The organism is Thermus thermophilus HB8 (assembly GCF_000091545.1).
In the GTDB taxonomy this organism is placed as follows: domain Bacteria; phylum Deinococcota; class Deinococci; order Deinococcales; family Thermaceae; genus Thermus; species Thermus thermophilus.
Genome location: NC_006461.1, coordinates 1038261 through 1053888, shown reverse-complemented (window position 1 = coordinate 1053888; position 15628 = coordinate 1038261). Strand labels below are relative to the sequence as shown.

15 protein-coding genes are annotated in these 15628 nt (G+C 69.3%); 10 read left to right on the top strand and 5 right to left on the bottom strand.

Annotation, left to right across the window (positions count from 1 at the left end; genetic code table 11):
- Nucleotides 1-27 precede the first annotated feature (27 nt).
- Complete coding sequence (locus TTH_RS05630) at nt 28-1461, top strand: O-antigen ligase family protein (RefSeq protein ID WP_011228444.1); 1434 nt, start codon at nt 28-30, stop codon at nt 1459-1461.
- Nucleotides 1458-1859, top strand: a complete 402-nt coding sequence (locus TTH_RS05625; protein WP_011228443.1) for a hypothetical protein — start codon at nt 1458-1460, stop codon at nt 1857-1859. Before TTH_RS05630 ends, TTH_RS05625 begins: the two co-directional genes overlap by 4 nt.
- Here TTH_RS05625 and pheA read toward each other — a convergent pair.
- Complete coding sequence (gene pheA, locus TTH_RS05620; RefSeq protein ID WP_038038884.1) at nt 1846-2679, bottom strand: prephenate dehydratase; 834 nt, start codon at nt 2677-2679, stop codon at nt 1846-1848. The two genes, TTH_RS05625 and pheA, sit on opposite strands and share 14 nt — an antisense overlap.
- Nucleotides 2680-2742: 63 nt before the next feature.
- On the opposite strand from pheA, the gene TTH_RS05615 reads away from it, so the two are divergent.
- From TTH_RS05615 to TTH_RS05600, 4 genes are read left to right on the top strand one after another with little or no spacing between them, the layout of a single operon-like run.
- Nucleotides 2743-3765, top strand: a complete 1023-nt coding sequence (locus TTH_RS05615) for a lipid II:glycine glycyltransferase FemX (protein WP_011228441.1) — start codon at nt 2743-2745, stop codon at nt 3763-3765.
- Between the two features lie 39 nt (nt 3766-3804).
- Nucleotides 3805-4353: a hypothetical protein gene (locus tag TTH_RS05610; RefSeq protein ID WP_024119033.1), complete on the top strand. Its 549-nt coding sequence runs from the start codon at nt 3805-3807 to the stop codon at nt 4351-4353.
- A complete protein-coding gene (locus TTH_RS05605; RefSeq protein WP_011228440.1) occupies nt 4350-5210 on the top strand; it encodes an LptA/OstA family protein in 861 nt (286 codons plus the stop codon). Before TTH_RS05610 ends, TTH_RS05605 begins: the two co-directional genes overlap by 4 nt.
- On the top strand, nt 5211-6140 hold the full coding sequence (locus tag TTH_RS05600) for a hypothetical protein (protein ID WP_011228439.1): 930 nt from the start codon (nt 5211-5213) through the stop codon (nt 6138-6140). It abuts the gene before it with no gap.
- Between the two features lie 31 nt (nt 6141-6171).
- On the opposite strand, the gene TTH_RS05595 is transcribed toward TTH_RS05600, so the two are convergent.
- Together TTH_RS05595 and TTH_RS05590 are read right to left on the bottom strand one after the other, a co-directional pair.
- Nucleotides 6172-7662 carry an ABC transporter ATP-binding protein gene (locus tag TTH_RS05595; protein ID WP_011228438.1) on the bottom strand — a complete coding sequence of 497 codons (1491 nt, stop codon included), beginning with the start codon at nt 7660-7662 and terminating at the stop codon, nt 6172-6174.
- 58 nt (nt 7663-7720) lie between these two features.
- A complete protein-coding gene (locus tag TTH_RS05590) occupies nt 7721-8908 on the bottom strand; it encodes a BMP family lipoprotein (RefSeq protein ID WP_011228437.1) in 1188 nt (395 codons plus the stop codon).
- Between the two features lie 71 nt (nt 8909-8979).
- Between TTH_RS05590 and ligA the strand changes: the two genes are divergently transcribed.
- Entirely contained in the window at nt 8980-11010 is a 2031-nt protein-coding gene (ligA, locus tag TTH_RS05585) for an NAD-dependent DNA ligase LigA (protein WP_011228436.1), read from the top strand.
- On the opposite strand, the gene thyX is transcribed toward ligA, so the two are convergent.
- Nucleotides 11007-11819: an FAD-dependent thymidylate synthase gene (gene thyX, locus TTH_RS05580; protein ID WP_011228435.1), complete on the bottom strand. Its 813-nt coding sequence runs from the start codon at nt 11817-11819 to the stop codon at nt 11007-11009. The two genes, ligA and thyX, sit on opposite strands and share 4 nt — an antisense overlap.
- 36 nt (nt 11820-11855) lie before the next feature.
- Between thyX and trpB the strand changes: the two genes are divergently transcribed.
- The 3 genes from trpB to TTH_RS05565 are packed head-to-tail and all read left to right on the top strand — an operon-like array spanning nt 11856 to nt 14455.
- Complete coding sequence (gene trpB / locus TTH_RS05575) at nt 11856-13112, top strand: tryptophan synthase subunit beta (RefSeq protein WP_011173169.1); 1257 nt, start codon at nt 11856-11858, stop codon at nt 13110-13112.
- Complete coding sequence (trpA, locus tag TTH_RS05570) at nt 13109-13924, top strand: tryptophan synthase subunit alpha (RefSeq protein WP_011228434.1); 816 nt, start codon at nt 13109-13111, stop codon at nt 13922-13924. Before trpB ends, trpA begins: the two co-directional genes overlap by 4 nt.
- Before the next feature lie 18 nt (nt 13925-13942).
- Nucleotides 13943-14455, top strand: a complete 513-nt coding sequence (locus TTH_RS05565; RefSeq protein WP_011228433.1) for a hypothetical protein — start codon at nt 13943-13945, stop codon at nt 14453-14455.
- On the opposite strand, the gene mqnC is transcribed toward TTH_RS05565, so the two are convergent.
- Nucleotides 14452-15594 (bottom strand): cyclic dehypoxanthinyl futalosine synthase, encoded by a 1143-nt coding sequence (gene mqnC, locus TTH_RS05560; protein WP_011228432.1) that lies wholly within the window; start codon nt 15592-15594, stop codon nt 14452-14454. The two genes, TTH_RS05565 and mqnC, sit on opposite strands and share 4 nt — an antisense overlap.
- Between the last annotated feature and the right edge of the window lie 34 nt (nt 15595-15628).

The following is a 15628-nucleotide window of genomic DNA, read 5'->3' as shown; positions in this document are numbered from 1 at the left end:
GCGGGGCTTTCCCGGTATAGTGCCTCTGTGCGCGGCCTGGCCTTCCTCCTCGCCTTGGCGCCCCTCTTTCCCCCGCTTGCGGGGCTTGCCCTTTTCTTCGTGCCCTGGGTCCGGCGGCTTCCCCTTTGGGGGCAGGCCCTGCTCGCCCTCTACGGGGCGAGCCTCCTCCTCCCCGCCCTCTTCGCCCCGGAGCCTTTGGCCTGGCCTTTGGCCCTCTTCCGCTTCCTCTACGTCCTCGGCCTGGTGGGGCTTGGGGTGGCCTTGGGCAGGCCGGAGCGGGCCCTTGGGGCTTGGGGCGTGGGCCTCTTCCTCCTCTACCTCACGGGCTTCGCCGCCACCTACTGGGTTCTGGGGGACGGGGCGGTGGGGACCCGGCTCAGCCACCCCTTCCACAGCCCCGTGGGCTTCGGCTTCCTCGGGGGGCTCGGCCTCCTCCTCGCCCTCCACCTCCGCTACCCCTGGCCCTTCCGGGCCCTCCTGGGCCTTCTGGGGGGGGCGGTCCTCCTCCTCTCGGGGAGCCGTGGGGGGATGCTGGGCTTCTTCGTGGGCGGGGCGGCGGCCCTCCTCTTCCGCAGGCGGGGCCTTCTCGCCCTGGCCTTAGGGGGTGGGCTTTTCCTCGCCGCCTTCGCCCTGAACCTTCCCGCCACGGAGCGCTTCTTCCAGGCCCACCTTTCCGGGAGGGAAGGGGTGTGGCTCGCCGCCTACCGGGTCTTCCAGGAGCACCCCTGGACGGGGGTGGGGCCCTACCTCCTCGGGGAGCGGATCGGGGGGGTGCTCTTCGGGGACTGCTTCCTCTTTCCCCTCCTCGAGGCCCGGGGGCTTACCTGTCCCGACTGGCTCAGGCCCTGGGGCGGGCTTTGGACCTTCGCCCACAACCACCTCCTCCAGGCCCTGGGGGAAGGGGGGGTCTTCGGGGCGGTGGGGCTTCTCCTCCTCGCCGGGGGGTTCCTCGCGGGGGCCTGGGGGGACGGCCTCCTCTTCGGCCTCCTCGCCGCCTATTTGGGGATGGGGATGGTGGACAACCCCTTCAGCGTCCCGAGCCCCTTCCGGGGCGAGGTCTTCTTCCTCCTCGGGGGGATGGCCCTGGCCCGCCTCGAGGGGGGGCGGGCGCCCCTGGGGCTGGGGCTTGCCGGGGGGGTGGCCCTCCTCTGGTCCCTCCCCTTCCTTTACCTGGCGGCCCGCCCCGAGGGGCCTCCCCCGGCCCTCCGCTACCTCGTCGTCCCGGATCGGGGCGGCGCGGGGGCGGTGGCCCTGGAGGGGGGCGAGGGGTACCGCCTCCAGGTCTGGCTCTGCGCCGAGGGGTGCCGGAGGCTCGGCTGGGAGTGGCCGGCGGAGAAGCCCGTCCGCTTCCCCCTTCCCGAGGCCCTCGAGGAGGGGAAGAGGCTCGTGCTCGTGCTCTTCCGGGAGGGGGGCCTGGCCTTGCGGCCCGCCTTTCTCCTGGAGGAGGAGGTGGGGCGGTGAGGTGGGCCTTGGGGGTCCTGGCCTTCGCCCTGGGGCTTGGGGCGGGGCTTTGGGGGCTGGAAGGGGGGCTTGCGCCGAAGCCCCTTCCCTTGGGCGGGTGCCGCCCGGGGCCCCTCCCCGAGCGGGCGGACCTCTACGCCAACGGCGTGGTGGAGATCCCCCTCTGCCGGGAGGCGGAGGTGGTCCTCCGCCTCGAGGGCACCCCCGCAAAAGGGGAGGGTCCCTGGGCCGTGGTGGCCGAGGGGGACCGGGTGCTCTGGCAGGGGGAGGTCCTGGGTCTAAAGGAGGTGCGGGTCCGGACCACGGGGCGGGGCGTGCTCGTCCTCGCCTTCCTCAACGACCTCTACGCCCCTCCGGAGGACCGGAACCTCTTCCTGCGGGGGCTTAAGGTGCGCTAACGCCCCCGTTGGCGTGGGCGGGGTAGGAGCCCAAGACCTTGAGGAAGGCCACCCGCCTGAGGAGGCGGAGGAGGGCCTGGGCGGGCCCGGGGTCCTCCAGGTGCCCCTCCAGGTCCAGGTAGAAGAGGTAGCTGAAGGGCTTGTCCCTCCGGGGCCTGGACTCCAGCTTGGTGAGGTTCACCCCCGCCTCGGCGAAGACGGAAAGCGCCTCCAAAAGCCCCCCGGGCCGGTGCCGGACGGCGAAGACGATGCTCGTCTTGTAGGGCCCCTGGCCCCTCGGGGGCTCCTTGTGCCCGATGACGAAGAAGCGGGTGTAGTTGTGGGGGTAGTCCTCGATGTTTTCCGCCAGGACCTCGAGGCCGTAAAGCTCCGCCGCCCGCCTGGAGGCGATGGCGGCGAGGCCCGGCTCCGGGTGCTCGGCGAGCTCCTTGGCCGCCCCGGCGGTGTCAAAGACGGGGATGGGGGTGAGGCGCATCCGGGCGAGGAAGCCGTCGCACTGGGCCAGGGCCTGGGGGTGGCTCTTCACCGCGTGCAGGTCCTTGAGCGTTGTGCCCTTGGGGGCGAGGAGGCAGTGCTCCACCCGGTGGACGATCTCCCCCACCACGTGGAGGTCGCTCTCCAGGAGGAGGTCGTAGGTCTGGTTGATGCTCCCCGCCGTGGTGTTCTCCACCGGCACCACCCCAAGCTCCGCCTCGCCCGCCTCCACCGCCTCAAAGACCTGGTGAAAGGTGGGAAAGCCCACGGGCTTCGCCTCGGGGAAGACCTTGAGCAAGGCCTCCTCGCTGTAGGCCCCCGCCGTGCCCTGGAAGGCGATCCTCATGGTTCCCATGGTACACGGGCCCGCCTTCTGGAAGACCGGGTCCGGGCCATGTAGGCTTGAGGGGTGTGGGAGCTTGCCGAAGTCCAAGAGCCCGAGGCGTGGAACCGCCTGGTCTCGGGCTTCGCCATCACGAGCCCCCTCCAGTCCTGGGGCTGGGGGGAGGTGAAGCGGACCACGGGCTGGGAGCCCCGCCGCTTCCTGCTCCTGGGGGGCGAAGGCCCGGTGGCCGCGGCCCAGGTCCTCCTCAAGGCGGCCCCCGGGGGGCTGCGCCTGGCCTACGCCCCCAGGGGGCCTGCCCTCCACCGCCTCGAGGACCTGCCCGAGGTGGCCCGGGCCCTGGGGCGGGCCCTTCGGGCCACCCACCTGGTCCTGGAGCCGGAGGCGGGGCTTCCCGCCCACCTTCCCGCCCCCCGCTTCCCTGGCCTCCTCTTGGAGGAGCCCATCCAGCCCGCCCACTCCCTCTGGCTGGACCTCACCCAGGGGGAGGAGGCCCTCCTCAAGGGGATGAAGGAGATGCACCGCCGGAACGCCCGGCTCGCCCTCAAGCGGGTGGCCCTTTCCGTGGAGGGGGAGGAGGCCTTCGCGGAGTTCTACCGCCTCTTCACGGAGACCAACCGGAGGGCCCGGCTCCTCCAGCACGACGAGGCCTACTACCGGGCGGTCCTCAAGGAGATGAACCAGCCCTTGGGGGAGGCCTTCCTCGCCCTGGCGCGGAAGGACGGGGAGGCCCTGGCGGCGGGCCTCTTCGTGGCCTTCGCCGGCAAGGTGGCCTACCTCTACGGCGGCAGCACCCGCAAGCACCCCGAGGCCAAGGCCCCCATGGGCATGCACCTCGCCGCCATCCGGCACGGGATGGCCCGGGGCTACCGCGTCTACGACCTTTGGGGCATCCCCAAAAACCCCCGGGGGAGCCACGCCGAGGGGATCCACCGCTTCAAGGAGGGGTTCGGGGGCCAGCGGGTCCAGTTTCCCGCCTACGTCCTGCCCCTCTCCCCCCTCTACCGCCCCCTAGGGCTCCTCCTCCGCCTGAGGAAGACCTGGGTCAACCTGCGGGTGCGGGGCAACCCTCGGGACGTCCTTGGCTGAGCGTCATCTTTCTCAAGCGCCTTTCGCTATCGTGGGGGCGTGGTGCGGCTTCTCCTCCTCCTTCTCGCCCTAGGCCTCGCCTTCGTCCTTTGGCCCCGTCCCACCGAGGCGCCCAAGGAGGCGGGGGTGCGGCTTTACGGCGTGGCCTTTCACCTCTTTCCCGAGGAGGAAGGGGTGGAGTGGCGCTTCCGTGCGGAGGAGATGGTGGAGGAGGAGGGGCGCTTTAGGGTGCGGGGGGGGCTTTCCGGGGGGCGGTACGTGGAGGGCAGGCTGGACCTGCGCCTTTTCGCCCCCGAGGTGGTGGTGGAGCCCGGGGACAACCTCCGGGCCCCCTACGCCCGGGTGGAGATCCTGAAGGGGTGCTACCGCCTGGAGCTCTCCCGGCCCGGCCTCGGGGACGTCCTCATCCGGCAGAAGGAGGGGTTTTCGGCCCCCTGGGTGCGGATTGAGGCGCCCAACCTCCGGGGCGAGGCGGAGCGCTTCCGCTCCGACTTCGCCCTGGAGCGGATTGAGGCGGAAAACCCTCGGTTTGAGTTCCCCGCCGGGGGGAGCTTCGGACCTTGCCAAGTGGAAGGAGGAAGCGGATGAAGCGGATGGCATGGGTGCTCTTGGGCATGGCCTTGGTCTTCGCGGCCTCGGAGGTGCGGGTGATCCGGGTGGAGGGAGGGCGGCTTTCCGGGGACCTCCGCTACGGCCCCTGGGTCTTTGAGGGGGAGGTGCGGGGGCGGGTGAAGGACCTCACCATCCTCGCCCCCAAGGCCACCCTCATCGCCCCGAAGGGGAAGACCATGCAGGAGGCGGAGGGGGAGAGGGAGGCCCGGTTTGAGGGGGGCGTGGTGGTGCGGAGGGGCCGGGTGGAGGCCCGGGGGCCCGCCCTCGTCTACCGGGAAAGCACCGGGGAAGGGGTTCTCCTGGGCCCGGCCCGCATGCGCCAGGAGCCCAAGCCCGGGGAGGATCCCGTGGAGGTGGAGGCGGCCCGGATGACCTTCCAGGTGGACACCGACACCTCCACCAGCGAAAACGCCCTCCTCAAGAGCGGCAACCAGGAGGGGCGGGCGGGGCTTGTGTACTACGAGGAGGAGCGGGGCCTCGCCGTCTTCACCGACCCCAAGGAGGTGGTCCTCGTCCGCAAGCGCAAGGACGGGGACCTGAGGATTCGGGCCAAGGAGGTGCGGAGCCTCACCGGCCCCAAAAGGCTCATCGCCACCGGGGGGGTGGTCCTCGAGGACGGCGACCTCGTGACCCGGGGGGAGAGCCTCTACTACGACGACACCACCGGGGAGGCCATCGTCTTGGGGAGGCCCGCCGTGAGCGAGAACGCGAAGGAGGGCTTCCGGCTTTCCGGGGGAACCCTCCTCCACAACGTGAACCGCCACCAGGTCCGCGTCTACGGCCGCGCCTTCCGCCTGCCCCTGGAGGAGTTCAAGAAGCTCGGGGAGAGGTAGGTGCCCTGGCTTAGGCTCTCCCTCCTCGCTCTCCTCGGCCTCTCCCTCGTCCTGGCCCAGGAGGTCTACCGCCCAGAGGTGGAGCTCGTCCGCAAGGACAAGAGGGTGGTGGCCTGGGTGAGTGGGGAGGAGGGGAGCCTCTTCTACGCCGACTACGGGGACCTCCACGTGGGGGAGCTCGTGGCCCTCGCCGAGGACCGGGCGGTGGTGGGGGAGCGGGCCTTTTTCCTGGACGCGGGGAGCGTCCTCGAGGAGGGCCTTTCCCCGGGGGACCGGGTGGAGGCCGCCTACAACAAGGACCTCCTTCGGGAGGGGCTTCCCTACCTGATGCGCCTCAGGCGGGCGGGGGAGGAAGGGGCGAAGACCTACCTCCGCCTTGTCCTCTACGACCCCAAGGGGGTGGAGGTGCGCCTGGGGGAGGAGGTGAAGGCCCGGGGGCCTTTGGCCTTGGTGGAGCGGGGAGGGAGGGAGGAGCTTCTTCTCTCCGGGGGCGAGGCCCGTTTTCTGGAGGAGGAGGGGCGCCTCGAGGTCCGGCCCGCCCCGGGGGCGGTGGCCCTCGCCCAGGGGGCGACCCGGGTGGAGGGGGTGAGGCTCCGCTACCGCAACGACACCGGGGAGGCCTTTCTGGAAGGGCCCTTGGCCTTGAGCCGGGAAGGGGAGAAGCCCCTAAAGGGCAAGGCCCAGGCCCTCCGCTACCTCCTGGACGAGGACGCCCTCTGGCTTCTTGGGGGCGTGGAGTTCGTTCAGGGGGGCCGCACCACCCGGGCGGAGCGGGCCCTTCTCCGGGAGAAGGAGGGGTACGCCTACCTCTACGGCGGCGTGGAGAGCCGGGACGAGAAGGGGTTCGTCCGGGGCGAGCGGGTGCGCTACGCCCTAGGGACCGGGGAGGTGGTGGTCCTCGGCCGGGTGGCCGGGGAGCTTCGCGAGTGAGGCTTCCGGGCGGGGACGGGGAGGGAGGGCCTCAGGCGGTGACCCCGGCCATGAGGAGGCCGAGCCTTTCCTCCGTGGCCTCCTCCGGGGTGAGCTCCCCCACGATGCGCCCTCCGTGCATCACCAGGATCCGGTCGGAGAGGGCGAGGATCTCGGAGAGGTCGGCGGAGACGAGAAGGACGGCAAGCCCCTGGTCCCTGGCCTTGACGAGCTCCTTGTGGATGAACTCAATGGCGCCCACGTCCACGCCCCGGGTGGGCTGGGCGGCCACGAGGAGCCTGGGGCCCCTTAGGAGCTCCCGCCCCACCACGATCTTCTGCTGGTTCCCCCCGGAGAAGCGCCGGGCGGAGAGGGCGGTGGAGCGGGGGCGGACATCGTAGGCCTCCACGAGGGTTCTCGCGTGGGCCTCGGCCGCCCGGTCGTCCAGGAAGCCCAAAAAGCCCCGGAAGGGGGGGCGGTGCTGGTCCCCGAGGACGGCGTTCTCCTTCACGGAGAAGTCCAGGACGAGGCCGCGGACGAGCCGGTCCTCGGGCACGTGGCTTGCCCCCAGGTCCCTGACCCCCCGGGCCGAGGCGGGGAGGGGCCGGCCCAGAAGGAGGGCCTTGCCCCTAAAGGGCCTAAGGCCGGTGAGGGCTTCCACGAGCTCGGTCTGGCCGTTGCCTTCCACCCCGGCGATGCCCACGATCTCCCCGGAGCGCACCTGGAAGCTCACCCCCTTGAGGCGGGGCGGGGCCTCGAGGCCCTCCACCTCCAGAACCACCTCCCCAGGCCTTGCCGGGGTCTTCTCCACCCGGAGCACCACCTCCCGGCCCACCATCATCCGGGCGAGGGCCTCGAGGGAGGTCTCCCGCGTCCGCACCGTGCCCACCACCTTGCCGTCCCGGATCACGGTGACGCGATCCGAGACCGCGAGCACCTCCTTGAGCTTGTGGCTGATGAAGATGGCGGCGTTGCCCCTCGCCACGTACTCCCGGAGGAAGCGGAAGAGCTCCTCGGCCTCCTGGGGGGTGAGGACGGCGGTGGGCTCGTCCAGGATGAGGATCCTGGCCTCCCGGTAGAGGGCCTTGAGGATCTCCACCCGCTGCTGCAGGCCCACGGGGAGGTTCTCCACCCTCTCGTCTAGGGGCACCTCAAAGCCCAGGGCCTCCATAAGCGCCGTGGCCTTCCTGCGGGCGGCCTCCAGGTCCAGAAAGAGGGGGCTTCCGGGCTCGAGGCCCAGGACCAGGTTCTCCAAGACGGTGAAGGGCTCCACCAGCATGAAGTGCTGGTGGACCATGCCGATGCCCGCCCTTATGGCGTCCAGGGGGCTTTGGGGCCGGTAGGGCTTCCCGTCCACCCACATCTCCCCAGCGTCCGGCGGCTGGAGGCCGTAGACGATCTTCATCAGGGTGGACTTGCCCGCCCCGTTCTCCCCCACCAGGGCCAGGACCTCGCCCCACTCCAGGTCCAGGCTGATGCGGTCGTTCGCCAGGACCAGGGGGAAGCGCTTGGTGATCTCCTTGAGGACCAGCGCCTTCGCCACGGGAGGAGTATACGGGAAAACCGGGGCCCGAAGGCCCCGGCTTTTGGGCCCCTGCCCGTTAGCGGGTTTCGGGCACCTGGATCTCCCCGTTGATGATGGCCTGCTTCAGCTCCTCGAGGCGGGCCTTCACCTCCTCCGGGATCAGGGCCTGGTTGTACTCGTCCAAGGCGTAGCCCACGCCCTCCTCGGCGAGGCCCAGGTCCTTGACCCCGCCCTGGAAGGTGCCGTCCACGACGCTCTTGATGGTGTCGTACACGGCCACGTCCACCCGCTTGACCATGGAGGTCAGGCCGTGGTTGAGGGTGGTGGGGTCGTTGTCGGTGTCGCCGAGGTAGTTCTGGTTGGCGTCCACGCCGATGAAGAAGAGGGGCGTGGTGCCCTCGCCGCACTTCTCCTCGTAGGCGGGGTACTTAGGCACATCGGCAAAGCGGTCCTCGCGGACGAAGCGCACGGCCCCGCCTTCCCTGAGGCACATCTCCTCCTTCACGAAGTCAATGAGGCCGAGGCCGGAGCCCCCGGCGGCGGCGTAGATGATGTCCGCCCCTTGACGGGCCTGGCTGGAGGCGATCTCCTTGGCCTTGGCGGGGTCGTTCCAAGCGGCGGGGGTGTTGCCCACGTAGCCCACCAGGACCCGACCCTGGATCCCGTCCTCCTGGAAGGCGTACTCCGCCCCGGCGCGGAAGCCCGCCTCAAACTTGTGGATGAGGGGGATGTCCATGCCGCCGATGAACCCCACCACGCCAGTGCGGGAGAGCTTGCCCGCCACGTAGCCCACGAGGAAGCTCCCCTCGTGCTCCCGGAAGACCACGCCCAAGGCGTTGGGCAGCTGCCCTTCCCCGGGCACGGCGTCAATCACGGCGAACTTCACGTTGGGGAACTCCTTGGCCGTGGCGGTGATGGCGGGCTCGTTGGCGAAGCCCACCCCGATCACCAGGTCAAACCCCTCCTCGGCGAAGGTGCGGATGCCCTGGCCCACCTGGGAGGGGTCGGCGGGCTCAAAGTCAAAGATCTGGACGCCGAGCTCCTGGGCCGCCCGCTGCGCCCCTTCCCAGGCGGACTGGTTGAAGGAACGGTCAAACTTGCCGCCGGCGTCAAAGGCGAGCCCCACCCGGACGTTGGCCCCGGGAAGGCTCGTTTCCTCGGCCGGAGCCGTCTCCGTGGCGGCCTCTTCCTCCGCTTTCCTGGGGCAGGCCGTGAGGGCCACGGCGAGCGCGCCTAGGGTGAGCAACCACAAAAGCCTCCTCATAACGCCTCCTTTCGGAATAGGGGATGCGCCCCTAGTCCAAGGGAAAGTATAGCCCAAGGTACACTAGGGCCATGACCCTGGAAGAGGCGAGGAAGCGGGTAAACGAGTTACGGGACCTCATCCGCTACCACAACTACCGCTACTACGTCCTGGCGGACCCGGAGATCTCCGACGCCGAGTACGACCGGCTTCTTAGGGAGCTCAAGGAGCTTGAGGAGCGCTTCCCCGAGCTCAAAAGCCCGGACTCCCCCACCCTTCAGGTGGGGGCGAGGCCTTTGGAGGCCACCTTCCGCCCCGTCCGCCACCCCACCCGCATGTACTCCTTGGACAACGCCTTTAACCTTGACGAGCTCAAGGCCTTTGAGGAGCGGATAGAACGGGCCCTGGGGCGGAAGGGCCCCTTCGCCTACACCGTGGAGCACAAGGTGGACGGGCTTTCCGTGAACCTCTACTACGAGGAGGGGGTCCTGGTCTACGGGGCCACCCGGGGGGACGGGGAGGTGGGGGAGGAGGTGACCCAGAACCTCCTCACCATCCCCACCATCCCGAGGAGGCTCAAGGGGGTGCCGGAGCGCCTCGAGGTCCGGGGGGAGGTCTACATGCCCATAGAGGCCTTCCTCCGGCTCAACGAGGAGCTGGAGGAGCGGGGGGAGAGGATCTTCAAAAACCCTAGGAATGCGGCGGCGGGTTCCTTAAGGCAAAAAGACCCCCGCATCACCGCCAAGCGGGGCCTCAGGGCCACCTTCTACGCCTTAGGGCTTGGGCTGGAGGAGGTGGAGAGGGAAGGGGTGGCGACCCAGTTTGCCCTCCTCCACTGGCTCAAGGAAAAAGGCTTCCCCGTGGAGCACGGCTACGCCCGGGCCGTGGGGGCGGAAGGGGTGGAGGCGGTCTACCAGGACTGGCTCAAGAAGCGGCGGGCGCTTCCCTTTGAGGCGGACGGGGTGGTGGTGAAGCTGGACGAGCTTGCCCTTTGGCGGGAGCTCGGCTACACCGCCCGCGCCCCCCGGTTCGCCATCGCCTACAAGTTCCCCGCCGAGGAGAAGGAGACCCGGCTTTTGGACGTGGTCTTCCAGGTGGGGCGCACCGGGCGGGTGACCCCCGTGGGGATCCTCGAGCCCGTCTTCCTAGAGGGCAGCGAGGTCTCCCGGGTCACCCTGCACAACGAGAGCTACATAGAGGAGTTGGACATCCGCATCGGGGACTGGGTTTTGGTGCACAAGGCGGGCGGGGTCATCCCCGAGGTCCTCCGGGTCCTCAAGGAGAGGCGCACGGGGGAGGAAAGGCCCATTCGCTGGCCCGAGACCTGCCCCGAGTGCGGCCACCGCCTCCTCAAGGAGGGGAAGGTCCACCGCTGCCCCAACCCCTTGTGCCCCGCCAAGCGCTTTGAGGCCATCCGCCACTTCGCCTCCCGCAAGGCCATGGACATCCAGGGCCTGGGGGAAAAGCTCATTGAGAGGCTTTTGGAAAAGGGGCTGGTCAAGGACGTGGCCGACCTCTACCGCTTGAGAAAGGAAGACCTGGTGGGCCTGGAGCGCATGGGGGAGAAGAGCGCCCAAAACCTCCTCCGCCAGATAGAGGAGAGCAAGAAAAGAGGCCTGGAGCGCCTCCTCTACGCCTTGGGGCTTCCCGGGGTGGGGGAGGTCTTGGCCCGGAACCTGGCGGCCCGCTTCGGGAACATGGACCGCCTCCTCGAGGCCAGCCTGGAGGAGCTCCTGGAGGTGGAGGAGGTGGGGGAGCTCACGGCGAGGGCCATCCTGGAGACCTTGAAGGACCCCGCCTTCCGCGACCTGGTACGGAGGCTCAAGGAGGCGGGGGTGGAGATGGAGGCCAAGGAGAAGGGCGGGGAGGCCCTTAAAGGGCTCACCTTCGTGATCACCGGGGAGCTTTCCCGCCCCCGGGAAGAGGTGAAGGCCCTCCTAAGGCGCCTCGGGGCCAAGGTGACGGACTCCGTGAGCCGGAAGACGAGCTACCTCGTGGTGGGGGAGAACCCGGGGAGCAAGCTGGAGAAGGCCAGGGCCCTCGGGGTCCCCACCCTCACGGAGGAGGAGCTCTACCGGCTCCTGGAGGCGCGGACGGGGAAGAAGGCGGAGGAGCTCGTCTAAAGGGCTTCCCCTGGCCCGAAGACCTTCTCTAGGGCCTCCTTCAGGCGGCTTCCCCCAAGGCCCAAGGAGGAAAGGGCCTTCTCGTAGACCTCAGGGGTCAAGAGGCCCCTTAGGGCCCTAAGCTCCGTGCGGGAGAGGAAGGCCCCTTCCAGGAGGTGTTCCTCAAAGGCGGCCCAGGCGAGGGGGACCCTTTCCTTGACGATTTCGGCGATGGCCCGGGCGTACTGGCGGATCTCCCACTGGGCCTCGGGGGCGAGGCGGAGCTTGAGGAAGTGGAAGAGGTTGTGCAGATCCTGCTTCCAGTAGAACTCGGTGTAGAGGTTCAGGGGAAGGACCATCCGGGCCATCTCCCGGGCCACGCCCTTCTCCAGAAGGGCCCGGTAGGCCCCGTAGGCCTCCTGTTGCACCTTCCTTAGGAGGGCCAAGGCCTCCTCGTCCAAGAGGGCCCCTTCCGAGGCCTGCTTGTTTCTTTTCGCCTGCTTGCGGAAGGCCTCGGGCTCGTAGAACTCCTCCTTGAGGATGGAGTAGCGCCCCGAGATCTCGTTGACGCTCGCCGTGCGGTGGCGGAACCACTGCCTCGCCACGAAGATGGGGGCCTTGACGTGGAACTTGAAGACCACCATCTCAAAGGGGCTCGTGTGGCGGTGGCGCATGAGGTAGTCAATGAGGGCGGCGTCCTCCCGCACCGTCTTCGTCCCTTCCCCGTAGGAGACCCGGGCCGCCTGGACGATGGCGCGGTCGTCCCCCATCTGGTCCACCAGGCGGACGAAGCCCTTGTCCAAGACCGGGATCGTGAGAGGCCCTTCCATCCCCCCGAGTTTACCGGGAGGCCCCTCCGGGGTAGGATGGGAGTTGTCTTGGCGCGAGGCGCCTTTAGGGAGCGAAGCATGCTGACCCTACCCGACTTTCCCTTGCCCGACGCGAGGGGGCGGTTCGGCCCCTACGGGGGGCGGTACGTGCCCGAGACCCTAATCCCCGCCCTGGAGGAGTTGGAGGCCGCCTACCGGGAGGCCAAGAAGGATCCGGCCTTCCTGGAGGAGCTGGACCACTACCTCAGGCAGTTCGCCGGCAGGCCCACGCCCCTTTACCACGCCAAGCGGCTTTCCGAGTACTGGGGTGGGGCCCAGGTCTTCCTCAAGCGGGAGGACCTCCTCCACACCGGGGCCCACAAGATCAACAACACCCTGGGCCAGGCCCTCCTGGCGAGGCGCATGGGCAAGAGGCGGGTCATCGCCGAAACGGGGGCGGGGCAGCACGGGGTGAGCGTGGCCACGGTGGCGGCCCTCTTCGGCCTGGAGTGCGTGGTCTACATGGGGGAGGAGGACGTCAGGCGCCAGGCCTTAAACGTCTTCCGCATGAAGCTCCTCGGGGCCGAGGTCCGGCCCGTGGCCGCGGGGAGCCGCACCCTCAAGGACGCCACCAACGAGGCCATCCGCGACTGGATCACGAACGTGCGCACCACCTTCTACATCCTGGGCTCCGTGGTGGGCCCCCACCCCTACCCCATGATGGTCCGGGACTTCCAGAGCGTCATCGGGGAGGAGGTGAAGCGGCAAAGCCTGGAGCTTTTCGGCCGCCTGCCCGACGCCCTCATCGCCGCGGTGGGGGGCGGTTCCAACGCCATCGGCCTCTTCGCCCCCTTCGCCTACCTGCCTGAGGGCAGGCCCAAGCTCATCGGGGTGGAGGCCGCCGGGGAGGGGCTTTCCACGGGCAGGCACGCCGCGAGCATCGGGGCGGGGAAGCGGGGGGTGCTGCACGGGAGCTACATGTACCTCCTCTACGACCACGATGGGCAGATCACCCCGGCCCACTCCGTCTCCGCAGGGCTGGACTACCCCGGGGTGGGGCCGGAGCACAGCTACTACGCCGACGCCGGGGTGGCGGAGTACGCCAGCGTCACGGACGAGGAGGCCCTCGAGGGCTTCAAGCTCCTGGCGCGGCTTGAGGGCATCATCCCCGCCTTGGAGTCGGCCCACGCCATCGCCTACGCCGCCAAGGTGGTGCCGGAGATGGACAAGGACCAGGTGGTGGTCATCAACCTCTCCGGCCGGGGGGACAAGGACGTGACCGAGGTGATGCGCCTTCTGGGAGGGGAGCTGTGACCACCCTCGAGGCCTTCGCCAAGGCCCGGTCCGAGGGCCGGGCCGCCCTCATCCCTTACCTCACCGCGGGCTTCCCCAGCCGGGAGGGCTTTTTGCAGGCGGTGGAGGAGGTCCTCCCCTATGCCGACCTTCTGGAGATCGGCCTCCCCTACTCCGACCCCCTGGGGGACGGCCCCGTGATCCAGCGGGCAAGCGAACTGGCCCTGAGGAAGGGGATGAGCGTCCAAGGCGCTTTGGAGCTCGTCCGCGAGGTGCGCGCCCTCACGGAGAAACCCCTCTTCCTCATGACCTACCTGAACCCCGTCCTGGCCTGGGGGCCGGAGCGCTTCTTCGGCCTCTTCAAGCAGGCGGGGGCCACGGGGGTGATCCTTCCCGACCTCCCCCCCGACGAGGACCCAGGCCTCGTGCGCCTCGCCCAGGAGATCGGCCTGGAGACGGTCTTCCTTCTCGCCCCCACCTCCACGGACGCCCGCATCGCCACCGTGGTCCGCCACGCCACGGGCTTCGTCTACGCCGTCTCCGTCACCGGGGTCACGGGGATGCGGGAAAGGCTTCCCGAGGAGGTCAAGGACCTGGTGCGGCGCATCAAGGCCAGGACCGCCCTCCCCGTGGCCGTGGGCTTCGGGGTTTCCGGCAAGGCCACGGCCGCACAGGCGGCGGTGGCGGACGGGGTGGTGGTGGGAAGCGCCTTGGTCCGGGCCTTGGAGGAGGGGAGGTCCCTTGCGCCCCTTCTCCAGGAGATCCGCCAGGGCCTCCAGCGCCTCGAGGCCAACCCCGGCCTGAAGGAAAGCTCAAAGAAGCCGTTGCCCTGAGCCTTGGAGGGTAAACCCATGCGGCAGTGGCCTTTTTTAGTTCTGGCAGGCGGCCTCCTCCTCGGGGCCTGTGGGCTCCTTCCGGGGTTTGGGGGGCCTAAGGTCTCCGGAGAGTTCCAGGGGGACTGGTCCGGCGTGGCCCAGGGCCTGCGCCTGGCCCTGGTGGGCCTCACGACGGAGGGGCAGGTGAACTACGACAACCAGCTGGAAATCAAAGACCCGAGCCTCACCAAGGGCTACCTGATGGAGCTCCCCCCGGAGGCCAGCGAGGGGAGCTACCGGGTGGTGGCCTACCGGGACGACGACAATAACGGCCGCTACAGCCGCGGCGACACGGTCTTGGGGGACACCTGCAGCAAGTACCTCCTCTACGCCAACGGCTCCGGCACCAGGCTCTACTGGGTGGGAAGCCTTAGGTTCCTCAAGGTGAAGCACGGCTGGAACGGCTACGATGCCCGGCGGGGAGGCGATCCCTACCAGGCCTCGGTCTACACCGACTACGACCTCTACCGCTCGGGGAACTGCCCTTAGGCGAGGGGGAGCTCCACGGGCTCGGGCTCGCTGAGGATGGCCTCGGCGTCGGGGTAGCGGAGGATGCGGTAGAGGGGGTCCCGTTCCGCCGGCTTAAACCCCGCGTCCACGATGTGGCGCACGATCTGGCGCACCGTGGCGTGGGTGCGCCCGTGCCCTCCCGCGGCCGAGACCACGTTCTCCTCCAGCATGGTGCTCCCGAAGTCGTCGGCTCCGTAGTAGAGGGCCGCCTGGGCCACCTTGAAGCCCAGGGTGGGCCAGGAGGCCTGGAAGTGGGCGAAGTTGTCCAGGGCGAGGCGGGCGACGGCGAGGGTCTTCAGGTACTCGTGGGCCGTGGCCCCTGGGGCCTTGCCCTTTAAGCGGGTGTGCTCCACCTGAAGGGTCCACAGGGCGAAGGCGGCGAAGCCGTTCTCATAGCGCTCCAGGGCCCTGTCCTGCTGGGCGCGAAGGCCCAGGAGGTGGGCGGTGCGCTCCTTGGGGCCTTCTCCGAAGCCGATGACCATGGTGGCGAGGGTGTAAAGCCCCAGGGCCTGGGCGGCGTCCACGATGCGGTACCAGTCCGCCGTCCGGATCCGGGCGGGGGCCGCCTTCAGGCGGACCTCGTCCACCAAAATCTCCGCCCCGGCCCCGGGCAGGCCGTCCAGGCCCGCTTCCTTTAGCTTTTCAAGGATCGCCTCCGCCCTAAGGCCCGTGAGGCGTTCTAGGCCCAGGATCTCCTCGGGGCTGAAGGCGTCTATGCGAAGGTCGGGGAAGCGGCTTTTGAGGTAGCGGAGGAGGTCCAGGTACCACACTAGGGGAAGCTCCGGGTTCACGCCCCCCTGCATGAGGATCCGCCTGCCCCCCACCTGGTAGAGCTCCTCCACTTTCCTCGCGATCTCCTCGTAGCTCAGGGTGTAGGCGTCCTTCTGCCTTTTGGTGCGGTAAAAGGCGCAGAAGGCGCAGGCCACGGTGCAGACGTTGGTGTAGTTGATGTTCCGGTCAATGAGGAAGGTCACCACCTCGGGGTCGGTCTTCTTAAGCCGCACCTCGTGGGCGGCGGCGGCGAGCTCGGGCAAGGGGAGGTCAAAGAGGCTTAGGACCTCGGCCTCGGAAAGCCGCTCCCCGGCCACGGCCTTCTCCAGGACGTCCATGCCCTTCATCCTACACCCGCTTTCCCGGGTCAAGGTGGCCTTC